Genomic DNA, 14,594 nt, shown 5'->3' with positions numbered 1-14,594 from the left:
AAGCAGTCTTGAATCAGAACCCGGCCCGCTTGGGAATCCCTTTTGTCAACACGGCCTAGAAAATGGATCGGCGCCCAGACCTCCAATCGCCCGGATTTGGTGGGGCATTTTCTTGGTTGTGCTTTTGCTCATGGGAAGCCCATGGCGCCCGGACGAGTTTTATGAAAGCATCTCACGCGTCTTTATGGTCATCATGTTTGGTAGCATGGTTGCTGGAGCTACCGTCCTCTACTGGGCACTATCCGCCATGTTTCCAAGAGGGGCGGGCAACTTTTCACATGACGATGAGATTGAGGCAGACGATGAGTTTGACCTCCAGAACTGGCGGAATGGCCGAGTGCCCCGGTACATGGATGAAACGGATCCAGCATCGGGGCCTCTGTGGATTGGCAATCGGCTCCATGAGCAAGTCATGAAAGACCAGGCCGATCGCAGGGCGCTTTAATCCTTGCGCCGGCGGTATTTTGGATCGTCATCACCTACTCCATGGTTCAAATCCGTCGAAAGCCGCCCCGTTTGTAGAACAGAGTACTGCTCGAGCGTTCCGAACATTGATGTCGGATCGTAGACAGAGTGGCCGGCCGCGGCTTCGCCAAGGTATTCGTTCCGGAGGCCGCCTCGGCCCAAGATGCCTTCCGAGAGGGTTTCGCTAAAAACCTTTTCCGGGTCTTTCCGGCGGGCGGCGGATTGTTCGGCGCTGGCGATCGCCGAGCGAACATCATAGTTTACGATGTCGAGGGTTCCCGACGCTGCGATCCCAGTCCCGTTGCTCTCACGACCGTCAACACCCAATTGCAAGTTCGCCCGGCTTGTCGAAGTCTGGCTCTGCCTCGGACCTTTCGAACTGTGATCGGCGCTGCCGGTGGTCGTCTCATGGCTTGAAGCGCTGCCGCCGAGGCCCACCGCCCACGAATTGCTGAGGGTCGTTTTCTTGTCAGCGCTGCGCGTCAGGCTTCGTTGCCATCCGCTCTGCACCATCACGGCCTGAAGGTCGCGCTGGAGTGTGTCAGCGACTTGAGGCTTGAGCCGCCATTCGCCCTTGCGGTCCATCTCGAAGCCGCCTTTGAGCCAGTTGGCGAGCATCTGCTTGCCTTCCGGGCCGCCTCCCATGAAATGTTCGATGGTGTCGGGCCCGGCCTGCTTGCCCGCCTCGAAGCGGGTGCTGGTGTCCGATCGCGCGGATTGCGTGAAGCTGGTGGTGCTGGATACCAGCATGTCGTTGTCGGCGAGGCTGAGGCGGGCCGTGCCGCCATTGGCGATGGCCCCGAGCTGGCTCTCATTGATGAGGCCCGCCTTCCAGAATGCAGCTGCCGTCTCGGGTGTCAGGTTCATGCTGAAATCGCCGTTCTCTCCCATGGCGATCTGGCGCTTGGTGAGCCGGATGCCGTTCGCTGCCAGAAGGCCCTGCATGCGGGACAGGCGCTCGTTGCCCACGATCGATGTCAGTCGCCGGTTGCGGGCGCGATCGCCGATGCCGGCTGCACCGCCTTCGTCCATGTCCTCGCGGTTGCCGACGGTTTGGCTGAGCGAAGTGATGAAGCTGTCGAGGCGAGCGGCTTCCCGCACCGATGCGCCGGCGGCATAGGCGCCCTGAGCGAAGCCTTCGTTGTCGGCTTCGCGGCGCTGCTCACCGATCCGCGCCGAGCTGCGGATGCCGTCGAGACCCACTTCGCGCTGGGCATCGAGCTTGCCAGCGCGTTCGGCAAAATCATAGGCAGCGGTTTCCCGGGTTCGGCCATAGACGCTGGTGCCTTCGCGCGCGGCCTCGGCGTTGGCACCATCTGCCGTTCCGACCTGAACGGCCGCGTTGTAGCTTTCGAGCGCCCGCAGCACTTGCGCCTCGCTCCGCCCCGTCGAGTGGGCGAGCTGAGTAATCGCCGTGCTGCGGGCCTCGCCGGACAGGGCGTTGATGAAGCCTACCCGGCGCGCCGTTTCGGAGACGCCGAGGCCGAGCATGCTTGCCGCTTGTCTCTGTCCGTGGTTCGAGCCCGTACGCCAGGCCTGTTCAGTTGCAACATTGCCGCGCTCAGTTTGGGCGACATGGCCTCCGGCATGGTCGCGGCGGCCCTGCATGGCACCGACCTGGATCTGCGCCCCGGTGAGGTCGTTCGCCAGGAGCTGCTGTTGATCGTAGGCATTGGCAATGAGCTTGGCGAACGTCGGATCGGCCTGGGCTTCGGCAATGACGCCGGTCGCTTTGAGCTGCGCATCGCGCTGCTGATATCCTGCCCTTTCGAAGTGGCGGGTCGCGGCCTGCATCATCATGCCGTAGGCGCGCTGGTCGCCGAATGCGCGCCATTGCACCAGATTTTGCGAGAAAGCGGCAAATGCCTTTTCGCCGGCTTGCCCTTCGCCGAAGTAGCCGATTCCAATCGCACGCAGCGCATCCTTTTCTGCGAACTGATGGATGGCGCCGGTGGCTGCGCTGGCCTCGACAGCGCGTGCGACTGCCGGATCGGACAGGTCCTTGCCGGTCAGGGCAGGGGCCAAGCTACCCAGCTGTTTGGCGCCTTCAATCCCGCCGAGCGCGAGCGCGGTTGACCCGCGTGCGCCCGGGCTTTCGCCAAGGACATGGCCTGCTTCGCCGAACGCCCGATTGGTCTGGAAGGAAGCGCGCTCGCCGAAGTCGCCGAAGCTGGAGGAGGCTGCGCGGCGGGAGCCGGTGCCGATTGCAGAGGCTTGTGCTTCAAGCGCCGAGGCCTGGCCTTCTGCTGTCGCCATGGGTGCCGCGGAAGCGGTCCCTTGTCCGGCAATGCCAAGCGATCCCGAGGTGAAGGCAGAGAACACGTTCCCGCTGAAGCGGAAGACGGTGAAGACGAAGGCACCGGCAAGACCCGCAGCGGCCGTGCGGAACGTCCCGAACACGGCCAGCGCCTTCATCGCGGCCGATGGTGCGAGCAGCCAGGCGTTGGCCGCGAGGTTGTTAGATCGTAGTTCGGCAAGGGGCGCCATCGCCCGGCCAAGCGTGAGCTGATAGATTCCTGCATCGATTACGCCCCACAGCGCCACGAAAACGAACATGCCGAGGGAAAAGCTGGCGACCCTGAGATTGATCGGGGTCAGGACGAAGAGAAGAGCGATCGGGATCATGAAAAGCATGATCCCAAAGACCGCCGCGCGGATTGTCGGCATCCATTCGTTCGCGACCGACATGGTGGCAAGGCCGTTCGAGGTGACCGCGCGGTTCGCCAGGGCTCTGCCGGCGCCGGCAGGCGAATCCTCGAACAGGACGTCCCCGACGCTCTGGGCCAGAAGCGTGTGCGTAAAAAGGGCCTGGGCGGTGAGGGGCCTGTCCAGCATCATCTGCCCGAGATCGCCGAGTTGCTCCCTGCAGCGCGCCAACTGCTGTGCATCCTGGGTGTCGTAGCCGGTCTGGGCACAGACCTGCTTGCTGTAGGGCTCGAAGAGCGCCGGATCGGAGAGGCGATCGGCGATATGATCCCAGGCCTCGGTGCAACTGACCGTGCTGCCGCCCTTGTCGCTCTCTGTATAGACCGTCGAGAAGGTAGCAGGGCCGGCCATGGCCGCGAAGGAGGCGGGCAGGTCGGTGCTGGTGCGCAGCAACTGATCGTCATCGACACCGTAGGCGGCGGACACCCGCGCTACCGGATAGCATTGCCGCACATAGTCCTTGATCGTTGCATCAAGGAATGTGTCGGTCATCGGGCCGCGGGGGCTGACAGCGTTGAGGAAGAGGTCGAAGCTGTGGCCGCCGGCGCCAAATTCCAGCTTGGCACCCGGATCGAGCGTATTGTCATCGATCGTTTCGACAAGCGCGCGCTCCATCATGTTGCTGGCCCCTGCGACGAGTACGAGCAGATTGGGAACGCCGCCCACCGCCTGGTAGGCGTTGCGGACACGGTCGTAGACATGGACCGTGCCGGTCGAGGCGATGAGGCCGACGAAGACCCCGACCCCAAACAGGATCTGGAATCCGAACGCTACAAGGCCCATCCCCGACCCGCGAATGCTGGCGATCACGGCTCCAAGCGCGATCCCGACCGTCGCAACGATGAGAACGAGCGTTTCGTAGCGAGGATCGCCGAAGATCATCGAAACGAGGCGGAAGGCGTCCACCGTCTCGGCAAAGCCGTCGTAGGTGTGGAAGCTTGCGTCGATAGCCATGGCCGGTGCAGGCCTCAGGAGGTGAGCGGCGGCGAGGAGGGCGGTAGCTCCGCGGCATTTGTGTCCCATGGCGGCTACTCGCGCAGGGCCGCGGCGCCAGCGGCGTCGCGCGCGTCGCGGTCGCGCTCACGCAGCAGGCCCGCATAGTTGGCCGAAAGGTTGGCGGCGGAAAGCGCTGCCATGTAGCTCTGGCGCATCTGTGCGCGTTGGCGCAGCGCCTCCTCACGCAGGCCTCTGAGCTGCTCGATGCCTTTCGAGAGGATGCGGGTCTGGCAGACATTGGCGCTTGCGCTGTCCGCGGCGCCTGCGACGGTAGCTCCCCGTTCTGCATTGCTCACGGCAAAGTCGATCGAGCGGGTGAGATCATTGAGCATCTGGTAGGCGAGGGACAGCGCAACCAGTTCGTCCGTGTCGGCAATCACGGAATCGACCACGCCCTGGCGCACGCCCCATTCGAGCATGCGATAGACCGGCAGTGTCCGGACATTGGCGACGAACTGCCGCTCATCGGATGTAAGGGCCGAGCGCGTGCGGATCTTCGCCGCGATCGAGTCCATGCGGCCCCGGGCGAGCGACAGCGCGCCGCGCCCGCTGCCGTCTTGCGAGCAGTCGGCCGTGGTCGGGGGGATATTGAGCGCGCGCTTCTGGACGGTGCCGGTGAGAAAGTCCTGGGGGCTGTCGGTATCCTGCCTCGGGCACTGGGGGATCGCGGTGAAGAGCGGCACTTTGTCGCTCGCATCCCAGCGCATGTAGACGTCCCCCACCCGCGCACGCATGACGTTTGCCCAATCTCCGGCACCGATACGCGACGCCGCATGGTTCAGCAGAGAGCCTGTGCGGAAGATTTCGGTCACTTCGGCCGGGCAATTGGCCAGCGCGTCTTTCAGATCCTCGGTGGGATTGTTGGCATTGGCCTCGATCTTTTCCCGGCTCTGCTGGTAGCTCTTGGCAAAGCCCTGCTTGACCGACCGGTACCCTGTCATCTCCTCGATGATTCCGGACATGTTGTCGTCGCCCTTGGCGATCTGCACCATGCGGTTGGCGAGACGGCAGTCGTTGACCTGGATCGAGTTCAGGTAGTTTGTTGCCGCCTCCATCTTGCTGATGATGTTGCCCATCTTCTCGTCGAGCGTTTCGAGGAGGTACTGGAAAGCGACCGCCGGCGCGGCCTGCAGGATGCTTTCCAGTTTCTGCACGAGGTACTCGGGATCGAGGAACGACATGCCGCCCAGGAACATGTCGATGCCACCGCAGCCTGCCCTGACCTTGGGCAGGCTCATCGACATGAGATAGTCGTTGTGGACATCCACCCGCCCCGACATGCCGCCCGCGGTCAGGTACCCCCGTGTCTGATCCTCGAAGCTGCCCGGCGAGGAGTAGGTCACGTTGTCGAACCAGCTCTCGGCCCAGCCTTGCGCTCTGGCCCGAGAGGGCAGGGACAAGCACGTCATCAGGATTAAGCCAATCATGATCAGGCGCTGCATTGGCATTGCGGACCTCGTGTGGGATAATGGGCAAAGCGGCGAAGGAATGTGCGGTGATGCAATTTATCCTTGCAAATTCGGAATGGAGTTCCGAAAATGCGAGGATGATTGAGCGCCAGATTGCTTCCGAACTGATCGAGAGATTGGATTCCACGCCCGCGGTGGCCCTGCTTGGGCCCCGTCAGGTCGGAAAAACTACGCTCGCCCGGAGCATCGGCGATGATCGCGGCGCGCTCTATCTCGATCTCGAATCCGAGACCGATCGGGCAAAGCTTGCCGAGCCCGAACTTTATCTTGCGCAGCACGAGGACAAGCTCGTGATCCTCGACGAAGTGCACCGGCTTCCGCAGATATTCCAGCCACTGCGCGGCATCATCGACGAGGGACGGCGCAAGGACCTGAGAACCGGCAGGTTCCTGCTCCTCGGCTCTGCGTCCATCGATCTTCTCGCGCAATCGGGCGAAACGCTTGCCGGGCGTATCAGCTATCTTGAAATGGGCCCGCTCGGCATTTCCGAGGTAGCCAGGCAAGATGCCGACAAGCTCTGGTTGCGCGGGGGTTTTCCCGACAGCTTTCTCAGCGCCAATGACCGCCTCAGCATGCGCTGGCGCCGCGATTTCATTCGCACCTATCTGGAGCGCGATGTTCCGCTCTTCGGTCCGCGAATTCCGGCCGAAACGCTGCGCAGATTCTGGACGATGCTCGCGCATCACCAGTCGAGCCTGCTCAATGCTTCGGAATTCGCCAGAAGTCTCGGCGTCGATTCCAAGACGGTCGCCAGCTATCTCGATCTTCTCGTCGATCTGCTGCTGGTTCGGCGGCTTGAGCCCTGGCACAGCAATGCTTCGAAGCGACTGGTCAAGTCGCCCCGCATCTATGTTCGCGACAGCGGTCTTGTGCATGCCCTTCTGGGTATCGCGACATCCGAAGAACTGCTGGGACATCCGATAGCGGGCGCAAGTTGGGAAGGCTTTGCTCTTGAGAGCCTGATCATGGCAGCTCCGGAAGGGACTGCTGCAAACTTCTATCGCAGTGCTGCCGGGGCAGAGATCGATCTTCTGCTCACGCTGCCGGGAGGAGATCTCTGGGCGATCGAATTCAAGCGCAGTCTCGCCCCCAAGGTCGAGCGCGGTTTCCATCATGCGGCGGAAGACCTCGCGCCGGAGCGCAAGATCATCGTCTATCCGGGCTCGGAGGCTTACCCGACAGCCCATGGCATCGAAGTCCTGCCATTGTGGGACGCAGCGCGATTGCTCGCCGCGCAGGCATGATCGGGGAGGCGTAATCTGCGCGGTCATCGGTTCAGGTCGCCGGGGCCGGGGGGAGTGCCCACGATGCCGGTAAATTTTGCCATCGCACGCACCGCCACCGCAGGTCTGACACCGGTCAGCATCTTGGCGGATAAATAGAGATTGCGCGCGATGTTGACCGAATGGTCTGTGCCGATCGCGATGGGAACGAAGCGGTTCGGGTCGCTGCGCGGGCGAACCCAGGCGACAGGATATCCGACCCAGGGCAGACCCATCCTGCCGGACATGACGGCAGCCTCGCCGGGCCCGATGGTACGCACTTGCCAACCATAACGGCGGCCGAGGACCGCGAGTTTGGACCAGAGGTCGCCGCAGGGGATGCAGCCGGCTGACGTGGACATTTCGACGACGAATGCTGGGCCATGACCGACAAGCGTCTGGCTGAAATCTGCCGGGAAGTCTCTCGTGAGCGGCACGCGCGCAAGCCAGGCTAGCATCGCTTCTTGATCCGCGACGGGATGGATTGCGGCGCTGCGGGCGTCGATCGCGCTTGGCGCTGCGTTGGCGCCGGCATAAGCCAAGAATCCGGCGGCAAAGGTGGCCACTGCGCTTACCGATCTCCGGTTCATGGCCGGTCACCAACGCTGATCGCTGCCGCCAGTGGGGCGCTATCTGTACCTGGATCGCCAGCCGCGACGGGACCGTTGGCGAGAGCATCGAAGAAGCCGGCATCTTCGCCGGGCCCGGTCATGAATTGCTCGGGACGGATATCGCCGCGCAGCAGGCGCACCGCCTGATAGGTCATCTGGGCAAGGTTCGGATAAGCCTCGACGCCGGTTGCAACAATCATGCGCTGGGCACTGCCGCGCCGGATCAGCATCGTGGTCGGCGTGACCTCTACCCCGAACCGCGCGCCTGCATCGGGCCGCTGATCAAGGTCGATCCGCGTCACCTGCCATCCCGTCTCGTCCTGAAAGCGCTGAACGATCGGCCATTGAACGCGGCAATAGCCGCAGGCAGCCCGCGAAAACATCACGAGCGCAAATCCATTGGCGTGGGCGCGCAGATAGCGGGTCCGTATGGTGTCCTTTTCTGCGGAAAGCTGAGCCCGCGCATCGCCGACCATCGGGTTTGCCGATTTTGAGTTCAGCTGAGGGTTCTGCAGCATGGCGATCTGCGTGATCCCGGCAAAGGCACGCGCCTTGCGCCGGGCGAAGTCCTCAAGCCGCCAGAAATCGGTTACGGCCTCGACCGTCAGCACAGTGGCGGCATAGTCGCGCTGGTCTTCGATCAGCTTGCGGATCTTCGGCGGTGTCCAGGTGGCAAGTTCGGCCATCGGCGGAATGCTCGGCTTCGCCAGTTCGCTCGGCTCGTCCTTGGCCTCAGCCTCGGGGGCCTGGTACCACCAGTAGCCCTGGCGCAAGTCGGCGGTCTGCGCTGCGTACGCGCTGCCGGGGGGTGCGATCAAGCTGACGGCAGCCGCGAGAGAATGGGCCCGTCTCAAAGCACTCGCTCCATGCGCGTGAGCTTGGCGATCGGCACGAGGCCGAAGTAGCGGCTGTCGAACCCGCGCGGGTGACGCGATCCCACATAGACCATGCCCGGCCGGATGACGCCGCTCCAGCGCAAGTGATCGAGGCGCATGCCGTTGTGGGCCCTGGACATGCTGACCCCCAGGAGCTCGCCGTTGCAGAAGTACCAGCCGTCAAGCTCGGTGCGCGAAATCAGCGAAGGGTGTTCCCGGGTCTCAAGCCGGTCGCCGGGCAGGCAAAGCGCATGCTTGGTCACTTGCACGGGCGCGCGCCCGGCGATGGGATGCCTGAGCGTGAACCGGACATAATCGCCGCGAGCGATCTTGCCGGGGCTTTCGGTAACCACCCACGCTTCGATCGACGGGGACATGACGATCGCTAGGCGAGGCATGATTATGCCGGCGGCGAGGGCAGTCGGGCAGGCGACCAGGAGGGCGGCGCACAGACGGAGGCGGTCTGGTTTGTCGTTCTCGTCGCCTGCGAGCGCACCCGCGGCGGCGCGTGGCAGAGCGACGAGGATATTTCGCAAGCGCGCCGAATGGCGCCGAAGCGTTTCAGCGGACGGTGAGCAGGGACTGCGCATCGCGAACCTCCTCTTTGCCGCCGAGGCGGGCATATTCATCGAGCAGACCGGTGAGCGCGCTGTCCCCGTAGACAAGACGGGCGCCCGAAGGGGGAGTAGAGGCCACTTCGTCACCGCGTTCGCAGTAGGGCTGGGTTGGATCGCCCGGCAACATGGCAAGCGCCGGCACGCGCGAGACGGCGTATTGGCGAAACACGATGGGATCGACCACGATCTGGACACCGCGCATGGCGCAGGCCGGTCCCTCGCAGCCTGGATCGATGCGCAGCATTTCAGCGCTGAGTTTGGCGAAGGGCGCGATCTTCTTCATGCCGCCGGGCAGGCCGCGGAAGGCGATCACGCCGTGGACGCGCTCGAGCTGTGCGGCATAGCTGCGCAGCACCGGCATCGGTATGGAGGACGAGGCGAACAGCAAGGGCGTCCAGCTTTTCGGCGTGGTCGGTGCCGCACCGGCCTTGGCGATTGCCTGCTCCTCGGAGGGTTCAAGCCCGAGCGTCTGGCGCAGCAATTTTGCCTGGCGCTCGCGTTCTGCCGCCAGTCCCCTCTGCGCCGCCTCATTGGCCGCGCGGGCGCGAGCCTCCATTGCCGGATCGGCGCTGCGGCGCTTCAATCCCTCGAAAGCACGGCGTTTCTCGGCAGGTGCTGGCGCGGGCTGCGGTATTGGAACGCGGGCGTCACTCGACTCGTTCTTGGCGTTCTGCAGGGCATTCCTGAGGCGCTCCATCGCCTCGTTGCCCTCATCGCCGATCGCCTGTCTCGCAGGCTGTGCGATCACGCTGCCCGGCACCAGGCCGAGAAGCCCTGCGATTATGGCCTTACTGGCCAACGGCCTTGAGATAGGCATCGACGCGTTCCTCCATATCGATCTGGATCTCGGATTGGGCGCGGGCCTCGATGTCCGAATAGTATTCGGAGAGGTCCATCTTGCTGAAATCAAGCGCTTGAAACTCTTCGGGCGTGAAGCCCCGGCACATCGGTTTCCTGGCTGTGCCCCACGGATTGTCGTTGAAGGCCTTGAGCTGCGGGCGGCCCTGTTCCTGGATGATGCGGCCAAGCTTGGTGTTGAAGCAGCAGCTTCCGCGCGCCTTCTGGAGACAGACGCCGAGGACGCTGGAAGTGCAGTAGGTGCCGATCTCGTGGCACATACCCGAGGCCCGCAGCATGGCGGTCTCCATGTCCTGCTCGTCGCAGCCCGAAAGCAGGAATTCCATCATGAAGTTGATGGCGAGACTGATCGCGATCGAGGTCGGATCGATGCCGACAATGAGGGCGTTGGCGCCGGCACTGGCGGCCTGGCTCGCCGTCGCGCCCGCCTTGAAGGCAGTATAGGCGGCCTTCATGCCGGTGAGGACGCCCTTGGCAACGGCGATCTTGGTGCCGATCGACGCAACAGAAGAGCCCATGCCGTCCTTGACGATCTTGCCCTTGTCCTTGCAGCAATTGGCGAATGTCGTCGAAAGCCCCGGCGGGCGGCACCGCATGCCGCGGCCTGAGAAGATCTGGACTTCGCCCATGCAGTTGCCGTCGGCATCGATCTCGCCATTGGCCTCGGTTCCCAGATCATCGATCGCGGGTTCCTCGACGATCGGATTGGCGGAAAGGTCGATGCAGGCATGCGGCGAGCAGGCAGGAGTGCTTGCCGAGGTCCGGGAATGGCAGGCAAACTGGGGACCAGCCGGGCAACTGTAGGTGCCAGTCGCGTCGGCGATGCAATCGACCGCTTCGATGGGGCATAGCTGCTGGCCGTCTGCGGTCTGGACGCAACTTGCCTGTTCGCCTTCATCGGCAGCGTCGCCATTGCCGTTGAGGTCAGCAGCGCAGATCTGCTGGGCCATCGCGGGGCTGTGCATAGCTGCAGCAGCCACGAGGAGGATTGCGGCGAGCGGGAAGCGCTTGCCTGCAAGTTTTCGCCTGGCGCAGGTGGCCGATCTCATGGCTGCACCTGTGTGCAGACGAGGTCGGCGCCAGCGAGACGGACGCTCTGCATCATGACGACCGCTTCGGGGAAATCGTCGAGACAGCCGCAGGCCGAAACGATCTCTTCGCCCGGGCCAGCCGGACATTGGTTGCCTGCGCCGCAGGCATGATAGAACGTCTCGGTGCCAACCGGCACATTTTGCTTGGCGGCAACGGTGCCGCCCGCTGCCACCGCGTCGTTGGCGGCAGCCTTGCGCGTCTTGCAGATGGGCTCGCAGGCCGCGACCGAGCCGCGATCGGGCAGGGCAAAGGGCCGGGTGGTCTCCGAATAGCTGCCGTCGGCTTGTCGCGTCCTGTCGGCGAGAAGCGTTTCAGTCGAGCGATCGAGAATATAGGCGCCGCGGCTCGTATCGGGCTGCGCGAGCTCGGTTCCGCTGCAGCGGTAGGTTAGATCCTTCAGGAAGAAGTCGCGAGTAAGCTCGGTCGGGCAGGCGCTTCCTCCCATCTGCCGCGTCTGAATGAGGGGCTTCAGGCCGGTCGCAGTGCCATTGAGGAAGGTCTGCACACCGTCGACCATTTCGCTGTCGATGCGGCAGGCCGTGTCGCTGGCGATGTTGGAGCAGCCGTCCACGAGTTGCTCGATGGTCTTGCAGCTGCTGTCGACGTCGACATGGATCTGCACAAAACCTTCGCCTTCGTCAGCAACCGCCAGGCGCAGCCAGATCTCGTGATCGCCAGCTGTCAGGAAAGGTTTGATGTCGAGGTTCGGCGTTTGCGTGTAAGTCTTCTTCTGCTCGCATTTCGCGGGCGGCACGCCGGATGACGTCCAGGACTGCGGCCCCGAGGCAACCACCTGGCCGTCGATACGAACCTGCCCCCAGTCATCGGCGAACCAGCGGGTGAGGCGTGCATCGACGATGCGGGCGGGGTCGCTGACATGCAGCGTCATGCGAAAATCGACGAGCGAACAGCTGCCTCCGGCGAGGCTGTTGTCGGACGGCGACCCCATCAGGAAATCGAGCGAGCTGCCCGCCTCGTTGGTCGCATAGCCGCCAGCGGTCCGGCTGATGATTTCACCGGGCTTCGGAGAAAGCACCGTGACCGTCCGCTCGATGGTGCAGTGCCGATACTGGAGCGAGGTACCGGATCCAATTTGCGAATTGGCGAGCGCCTGGAAAACGGCGCTGCTGCTCGAGGCGGTATAAGCGTCAGAGGCCATCGCTGCGGAATTGGCCTTGTAGGCCGACTGGGGCAGGGCCTGGTTCGAGGTGCATGCGGTCGATTGCGCGCCGACGTAGCGGATCGATGGGCCGTCGATCACTGCCTCCGCAACGCCGTAGCGCGGGTCCGCGCTGGTGAGGGCGCCGACCATGCCGCCGCCGAGGTCCCTGAGAACCCCGCTCATATTCGACCAGGCGAGACCTGCGCCGCAGCTGGCGTTGATGCAGTAGCAAGGCCCGCTGCCGGATTGCCGAACAGCACCGCCTCGGGCTGGATGATCGCGCCCAGTGTCGCCGACTGCCATGTGGGCAGAACCTCGGTCATCAGCGCGACGTCGATGGTGATCGGGAAGATGCAGGTCCAGCGCACTGCGGTGATCGGGTTGAACACTGTGCCGGCTTCGCACTTGGAGGCTTTTGCCGTGCCGGGAAGGATTGCTGCGCTTGCGGATGTGAGGACGCCCGCAGCAAGAAGCGCTGCGAGGCGGGGACGGGAAAGGTTCACGGCAGCGTCTCCTTCGGTGCTTTCAGGCTTTGCGGGCCGTATTCGGTGAGCACGAGGCGGGTGCCGGCCTGGGCGACGATGACCGGCGCCGATGTGAGGCCGAGACGCTCCTTCACCCGCTCTTCCAGAATGAAGATCGCCCTGCCTGACTTCTCGGAAAGATCGATGGGATCGCCGTTCTGTCCGGCCGCTGCGGCAAGCAGGATGAAGTCGGTCGGCCGCGCGGTTCGGAGAGCCCAGCCAAGCTCGCCGGGATGGACACCCGATGATCCCGCCGACGATGACCGCGACGAAGACCGTAGCCATGACGACAATGAACTCCTGACTGTCGAACCAGAGGATCTGGACCGGACGGTGCAGGTACTGGGGCAGACGTTCGTCCAACGCTCTTCTCCCTTGCTTCACCACGCTGGGGCCGGCGTGGTTTCCGCGAGGCGGGGTTGCCTCACGTTCCGGAATTAATTTGCACGCGCAGGGGCAGAGCCGACCGGCATTTGGTGCCGGGCGGCGCGTGCTTCAGATCACCATCCCGAAGGTCTGGAGGATGGAATCCGCCTTGATGAGGCAGACGGCAGCGACGATTGTCGGAATGCCGATCATGATGTTCGAGAACAGGCGCGAGACGCCGAACAGGAACGCAGCGACACCGCCGACAAAGCCGAGCGGGCCTTTGACGCCCTGGTTCACGACAATGTCGTAGATATCGTAGCCGAGATCGCCGGCGGCAGGCGCCGAGAAAGCATGGGCTGCGCCCGCGCCGACAATGGCTGCAAAGAGGGCAAGTGCTGCAGCGCCTCCGGCGCGGTGGCCCTTTCCCAGGACAAGCTTCTTCATCTCAGGTCTCCTATGGTCGGAGCCATCCGCATTGTGATGCCTTGCCGGCAGCGATGGGTGTCGTTTCCGGCCGGCGGCTATGCTGGACAGCTCCATGAGAGGCGCAGCCACCGGCATTCCCGGTCCCTCGGCGCCGTGCTCGGGTGCTGCGCCGAAGGTCCGCCAGATCTGAAAGGAAGGCTCAGGGATCCTTCGCCGGCCTGGCGTACCCAGGAACGCGTCTATTGGACCCTCAAGGCGGATTACCTCGCCGGTGCCCTTGTTCCCGGAGTTCGCTTTGATCTTCAGGCGTTTGCTGATCGGCATAGAGTGAGCAGAACACCTCTGCGCGAGGCAGTGTTCCGCCTGATGGGTGAACGCCTGTTCGAGCGCCATCCTGACGGCGGATTTATGGTCCTTTCCCCGCAGCCTGCTGTGCTGGCGGATCTCTATACCTGGAATGCATTGCTTGTTCTTGAGCCGATGCGCCATATCGACGCGGAAAAGCTCGCGAAGCTGTTGCGGTCTCTGGGGGATGCACCAGCGCCAGACAATCCCGTGGACCTCGCTCTACAGATAAGCCGGCTCTTCCTCATGCTAGTCTCGGAGATCGGTAATCAATCGGCGATCGATACGATGAGGAATCTCAATGAACGACTGCATTACGCAAGGATTGGCGAATGCGATTCGCTTCCTGACGCCTTCAAGGAGCACAAGTTGCTCCTGACGACAGACGTTCGAGATCTGCAGCGCGTCTTTCGTCGTCGCCTGGAGAGCTATCACCAACGGCGCATTTTCCTCTATTTGCGCCAATAGCCGAGATGTTCGGTCAATTAACATGTTTACATCGCTGTGGAGAACTGTCTGCATTTCTGACTTTTTTAAGTGACCGTTGTAACGTTCTGAGATTTGCATCGTATTCTTAGACATTTTGTCTGGATATACATGCTGAGCATAATCTCGATTATCCGGTATTCCTTTTCTGGTCACCAATGGAGGTGACTTAAACTGAGGAGTGCAACCATGCATCGCAATGACGAAACGCACGAGGACGAAGTGTTCGACCTGGGTTCGCTGTCCGAAGAAACCAAGGGCATCCCGCTCGGCCAGGTGCAGGACGCGCTCGGCGAGTACTCGACCGGTCTCGACCAGGACTGACCCCACG

The 14,594-nt window shown here is 63.2% G+C and carries 13 protein-coding genes and 2 pseudogenes; 4 read left to right on the top strand and 11 right to left on the bottom strand.

Going from position 1 to position 14,594, the window contains the following annotated elements:
* Positions 1-445 (top strand): hypothetical protein (locus NTCA1_RS28755; RefSeq protein WP_236549414.1); only part of this gene is annotated, 445 nt, incomplete at its 5' end.
* On the opposite strand, the gene NTCA1_RS17295 is transcribed toward NTCA1_RS28755, so the two are convergent.
* Together NTCA1_RS17295 and NTCA1_RS17290 are read right to left on the bottom strand one after the other, a co-directional pair.
* Entirely contained in the window at positions 442-4,125 is a 3,684-nt protein-coding gene (locus NTCA1_RS17295; RefSeq protein WP_236549413.1) for a conjugal transfer protein TraG N-terminal domain-containing protein, read from the bottom strand. The genes NTCA1_RS28755 and NTCA1_RS17295 overlap by 4 nt on opposite strands.
* Before the next feature lie 74 nt (positions 4,126-4,199).
* Entirely contained in the window at positions 4,200-5,576 is a 1,377-nt protein-coding gene (locus NTCA1_RS17290; protein ID WP_236549412.1) for a conjugal transfer protein TraH, read from the bottom strand.
* A gap of 137 nt (positions 5,577-5,713) precedes the next feature.
* Here NTCA1_RS17290 and NTCA1_RS17285 point away from each other — a divergent pair, with 137 nt between their 5' ends.
* Positions 5,714-6,880, top strand: coding sequence for an ATP-binding protein (locus NTCA1_RS17285; RefSeq protein WP_133085287.1), 1,167 nt, complete (start codon positions 5,714-5,716; stop codon positions 6,878-6,880).
* Positions 6,881-6,903: 23 nt separating this feature from the next.
* Here NTCA1_RS17285 and NTCA1_RS17280 read toward each other — a convergent pair whose 3' ends face one another.
* From NTCA1_RS17280 to NTCA1_RS17240, 9 genes and pseudogenes are all read right to left on the bottom strand, one after another.
* Entirely contained in the window at positions 6,904-7,464 is a 561-nt protein-coding gene (locus NTCA1_RS17280) for a hypothetical protein (protein ID WP_374705198.1), read from the bottom strand.
* 20 nt (positions 7,465-7,484) lie between these two features.
* The gene (locus NTCA1_RS17275; protein ID WP_236549411.1) at positions 7,485-8,327 is read right to left on the bottom strand and encodes a conjugal transfer protein TraF; all 843 of its coding nucleotides are present in this window, start codon (positions 8,325-8,327) and stop codon (positions 7,485-7,487) included.
* 32 nt (positions 8,328-8,359) lie between these two features.
* Positions 8,360-8,782, bottom strand: coding sequence for a S26 family signal peptidase (locus NTCA1_RS17270; protein ID WP_236549410.1), 423 nt, complete (start codon positions 8,780-8,782; stop codon positions 8,360-8,362).
* Between the two features lie 163 nt (positions 8,783-8,945).
* The gene (locus NTCA1_RS17265) at positions 8,946-9,818 is read right to left on the bottom strand and encodes a type-F conjugative transfer system pilin assembly protein TrbC (protein ID WP_201282526.1); all 873 of its coding nucleotides are present in this window, start codon (positions 9,816-9,818) and stop codon (positions 8,946-8,948) included.
* On the bottom strand, positions 9,790-10,824 hold the full coding sequence (gene traN / locus NTCA1_RS17260; RefSeq protein ID WP_133085284.1) for a conjugal transfer protein TraN: 1,035 nt from the start codon (positions 10,822-10,824) through the stop codon (positions 9,790-9,792). Before traN ends, NTCA1_RS17265 begins: the two co-directional genes overlap by 29 nt.
* Before the next feature lie 80 nt (positions 10,825-10,904).
* Positions 10,905-12,296: a hypothetical protein gene (locus tag NTCA1_RS17255; RefSeq protein ID WP_201282525.1), complete on the bottom strand. Its 1,392-nt coding sequence runs from the start codon at positions 12,294-12,296 to the stop codon at positions 10,905-10,907.
* Positions 12,297-12,316: 20 nt separating this feature from the next.
* Positions 12,317-12,616: pseudogene (locus tag NTCA1_RS17250) on the bottom strand (TraU family protein); the annotation flags it as partial.
* Positions 12,613-12,876 (bottom strand): annotated as a pseudogene (locus NTCA1_RS17245) (conjugal transfer protein TraW); the annotation flags it as partial. The pseudogenes NTCA1_RS17250 and NTCA1_RS17245, both read right to left, overlap by 4 nt.
* Before the next feature lie 256 nt (positions 12,877-13,132).
* Positions 13,133-13,450: a hypothetical protein gene (locus NTCA1_RS17240; protein WP_133085255.1), complete on the bottom strand. Its 318-nt coding sequence runs from the start codon at positions 13,448-13,450 to the stop codon at positions 13,133-13,135.
* A gap of 57 nt (positions 13,451-13,507) precedes the next feature.
* On the opposite strand from NTCA1_RS17240, the gene NTCA1_RS17235 reads away from it, so the two are divergent.
* Entirely contained in the window at positions 13,508-14,245 is a 738-nt protein-coding gene (locus NTCA1_RS17235) for a GntR family transcriptional regulator (RefSeq protein WP_159831201.1), read from the top strand.
* A gap of 207 nt (positions 14,246-14,452) precedes the next feature.
* Positions 14,453-14,587 (top strand): benenodin family lasso peptide, encoded by a 135-nt coding sequence (locus NTCA1_RS17230; protein WP_133085253.1) that lies wholly within the window; start codon positions 14,453-14,455, stop codon positions 14,585-14,587.
* Positions 14,588-14,594: the final 7 nt, after the last annotated feature.

Source organism: Novosphingobium sp. TCA1 (assembly GCF_009811895.1).
GTDB classification, from domain to species: domain Bacteria; phylum Pseudomonadota; class Alphaproteobacteria; order Sphingomonadales; family Sphingomonadaceae; genus Novosphingobium; species Novosphingobium panipatense_A.
The sequence above is the reverse complement of the archived record's forward strand: the minus strand, read 5'-3'. Positions and strand labels throughout refer to the sequence as shown.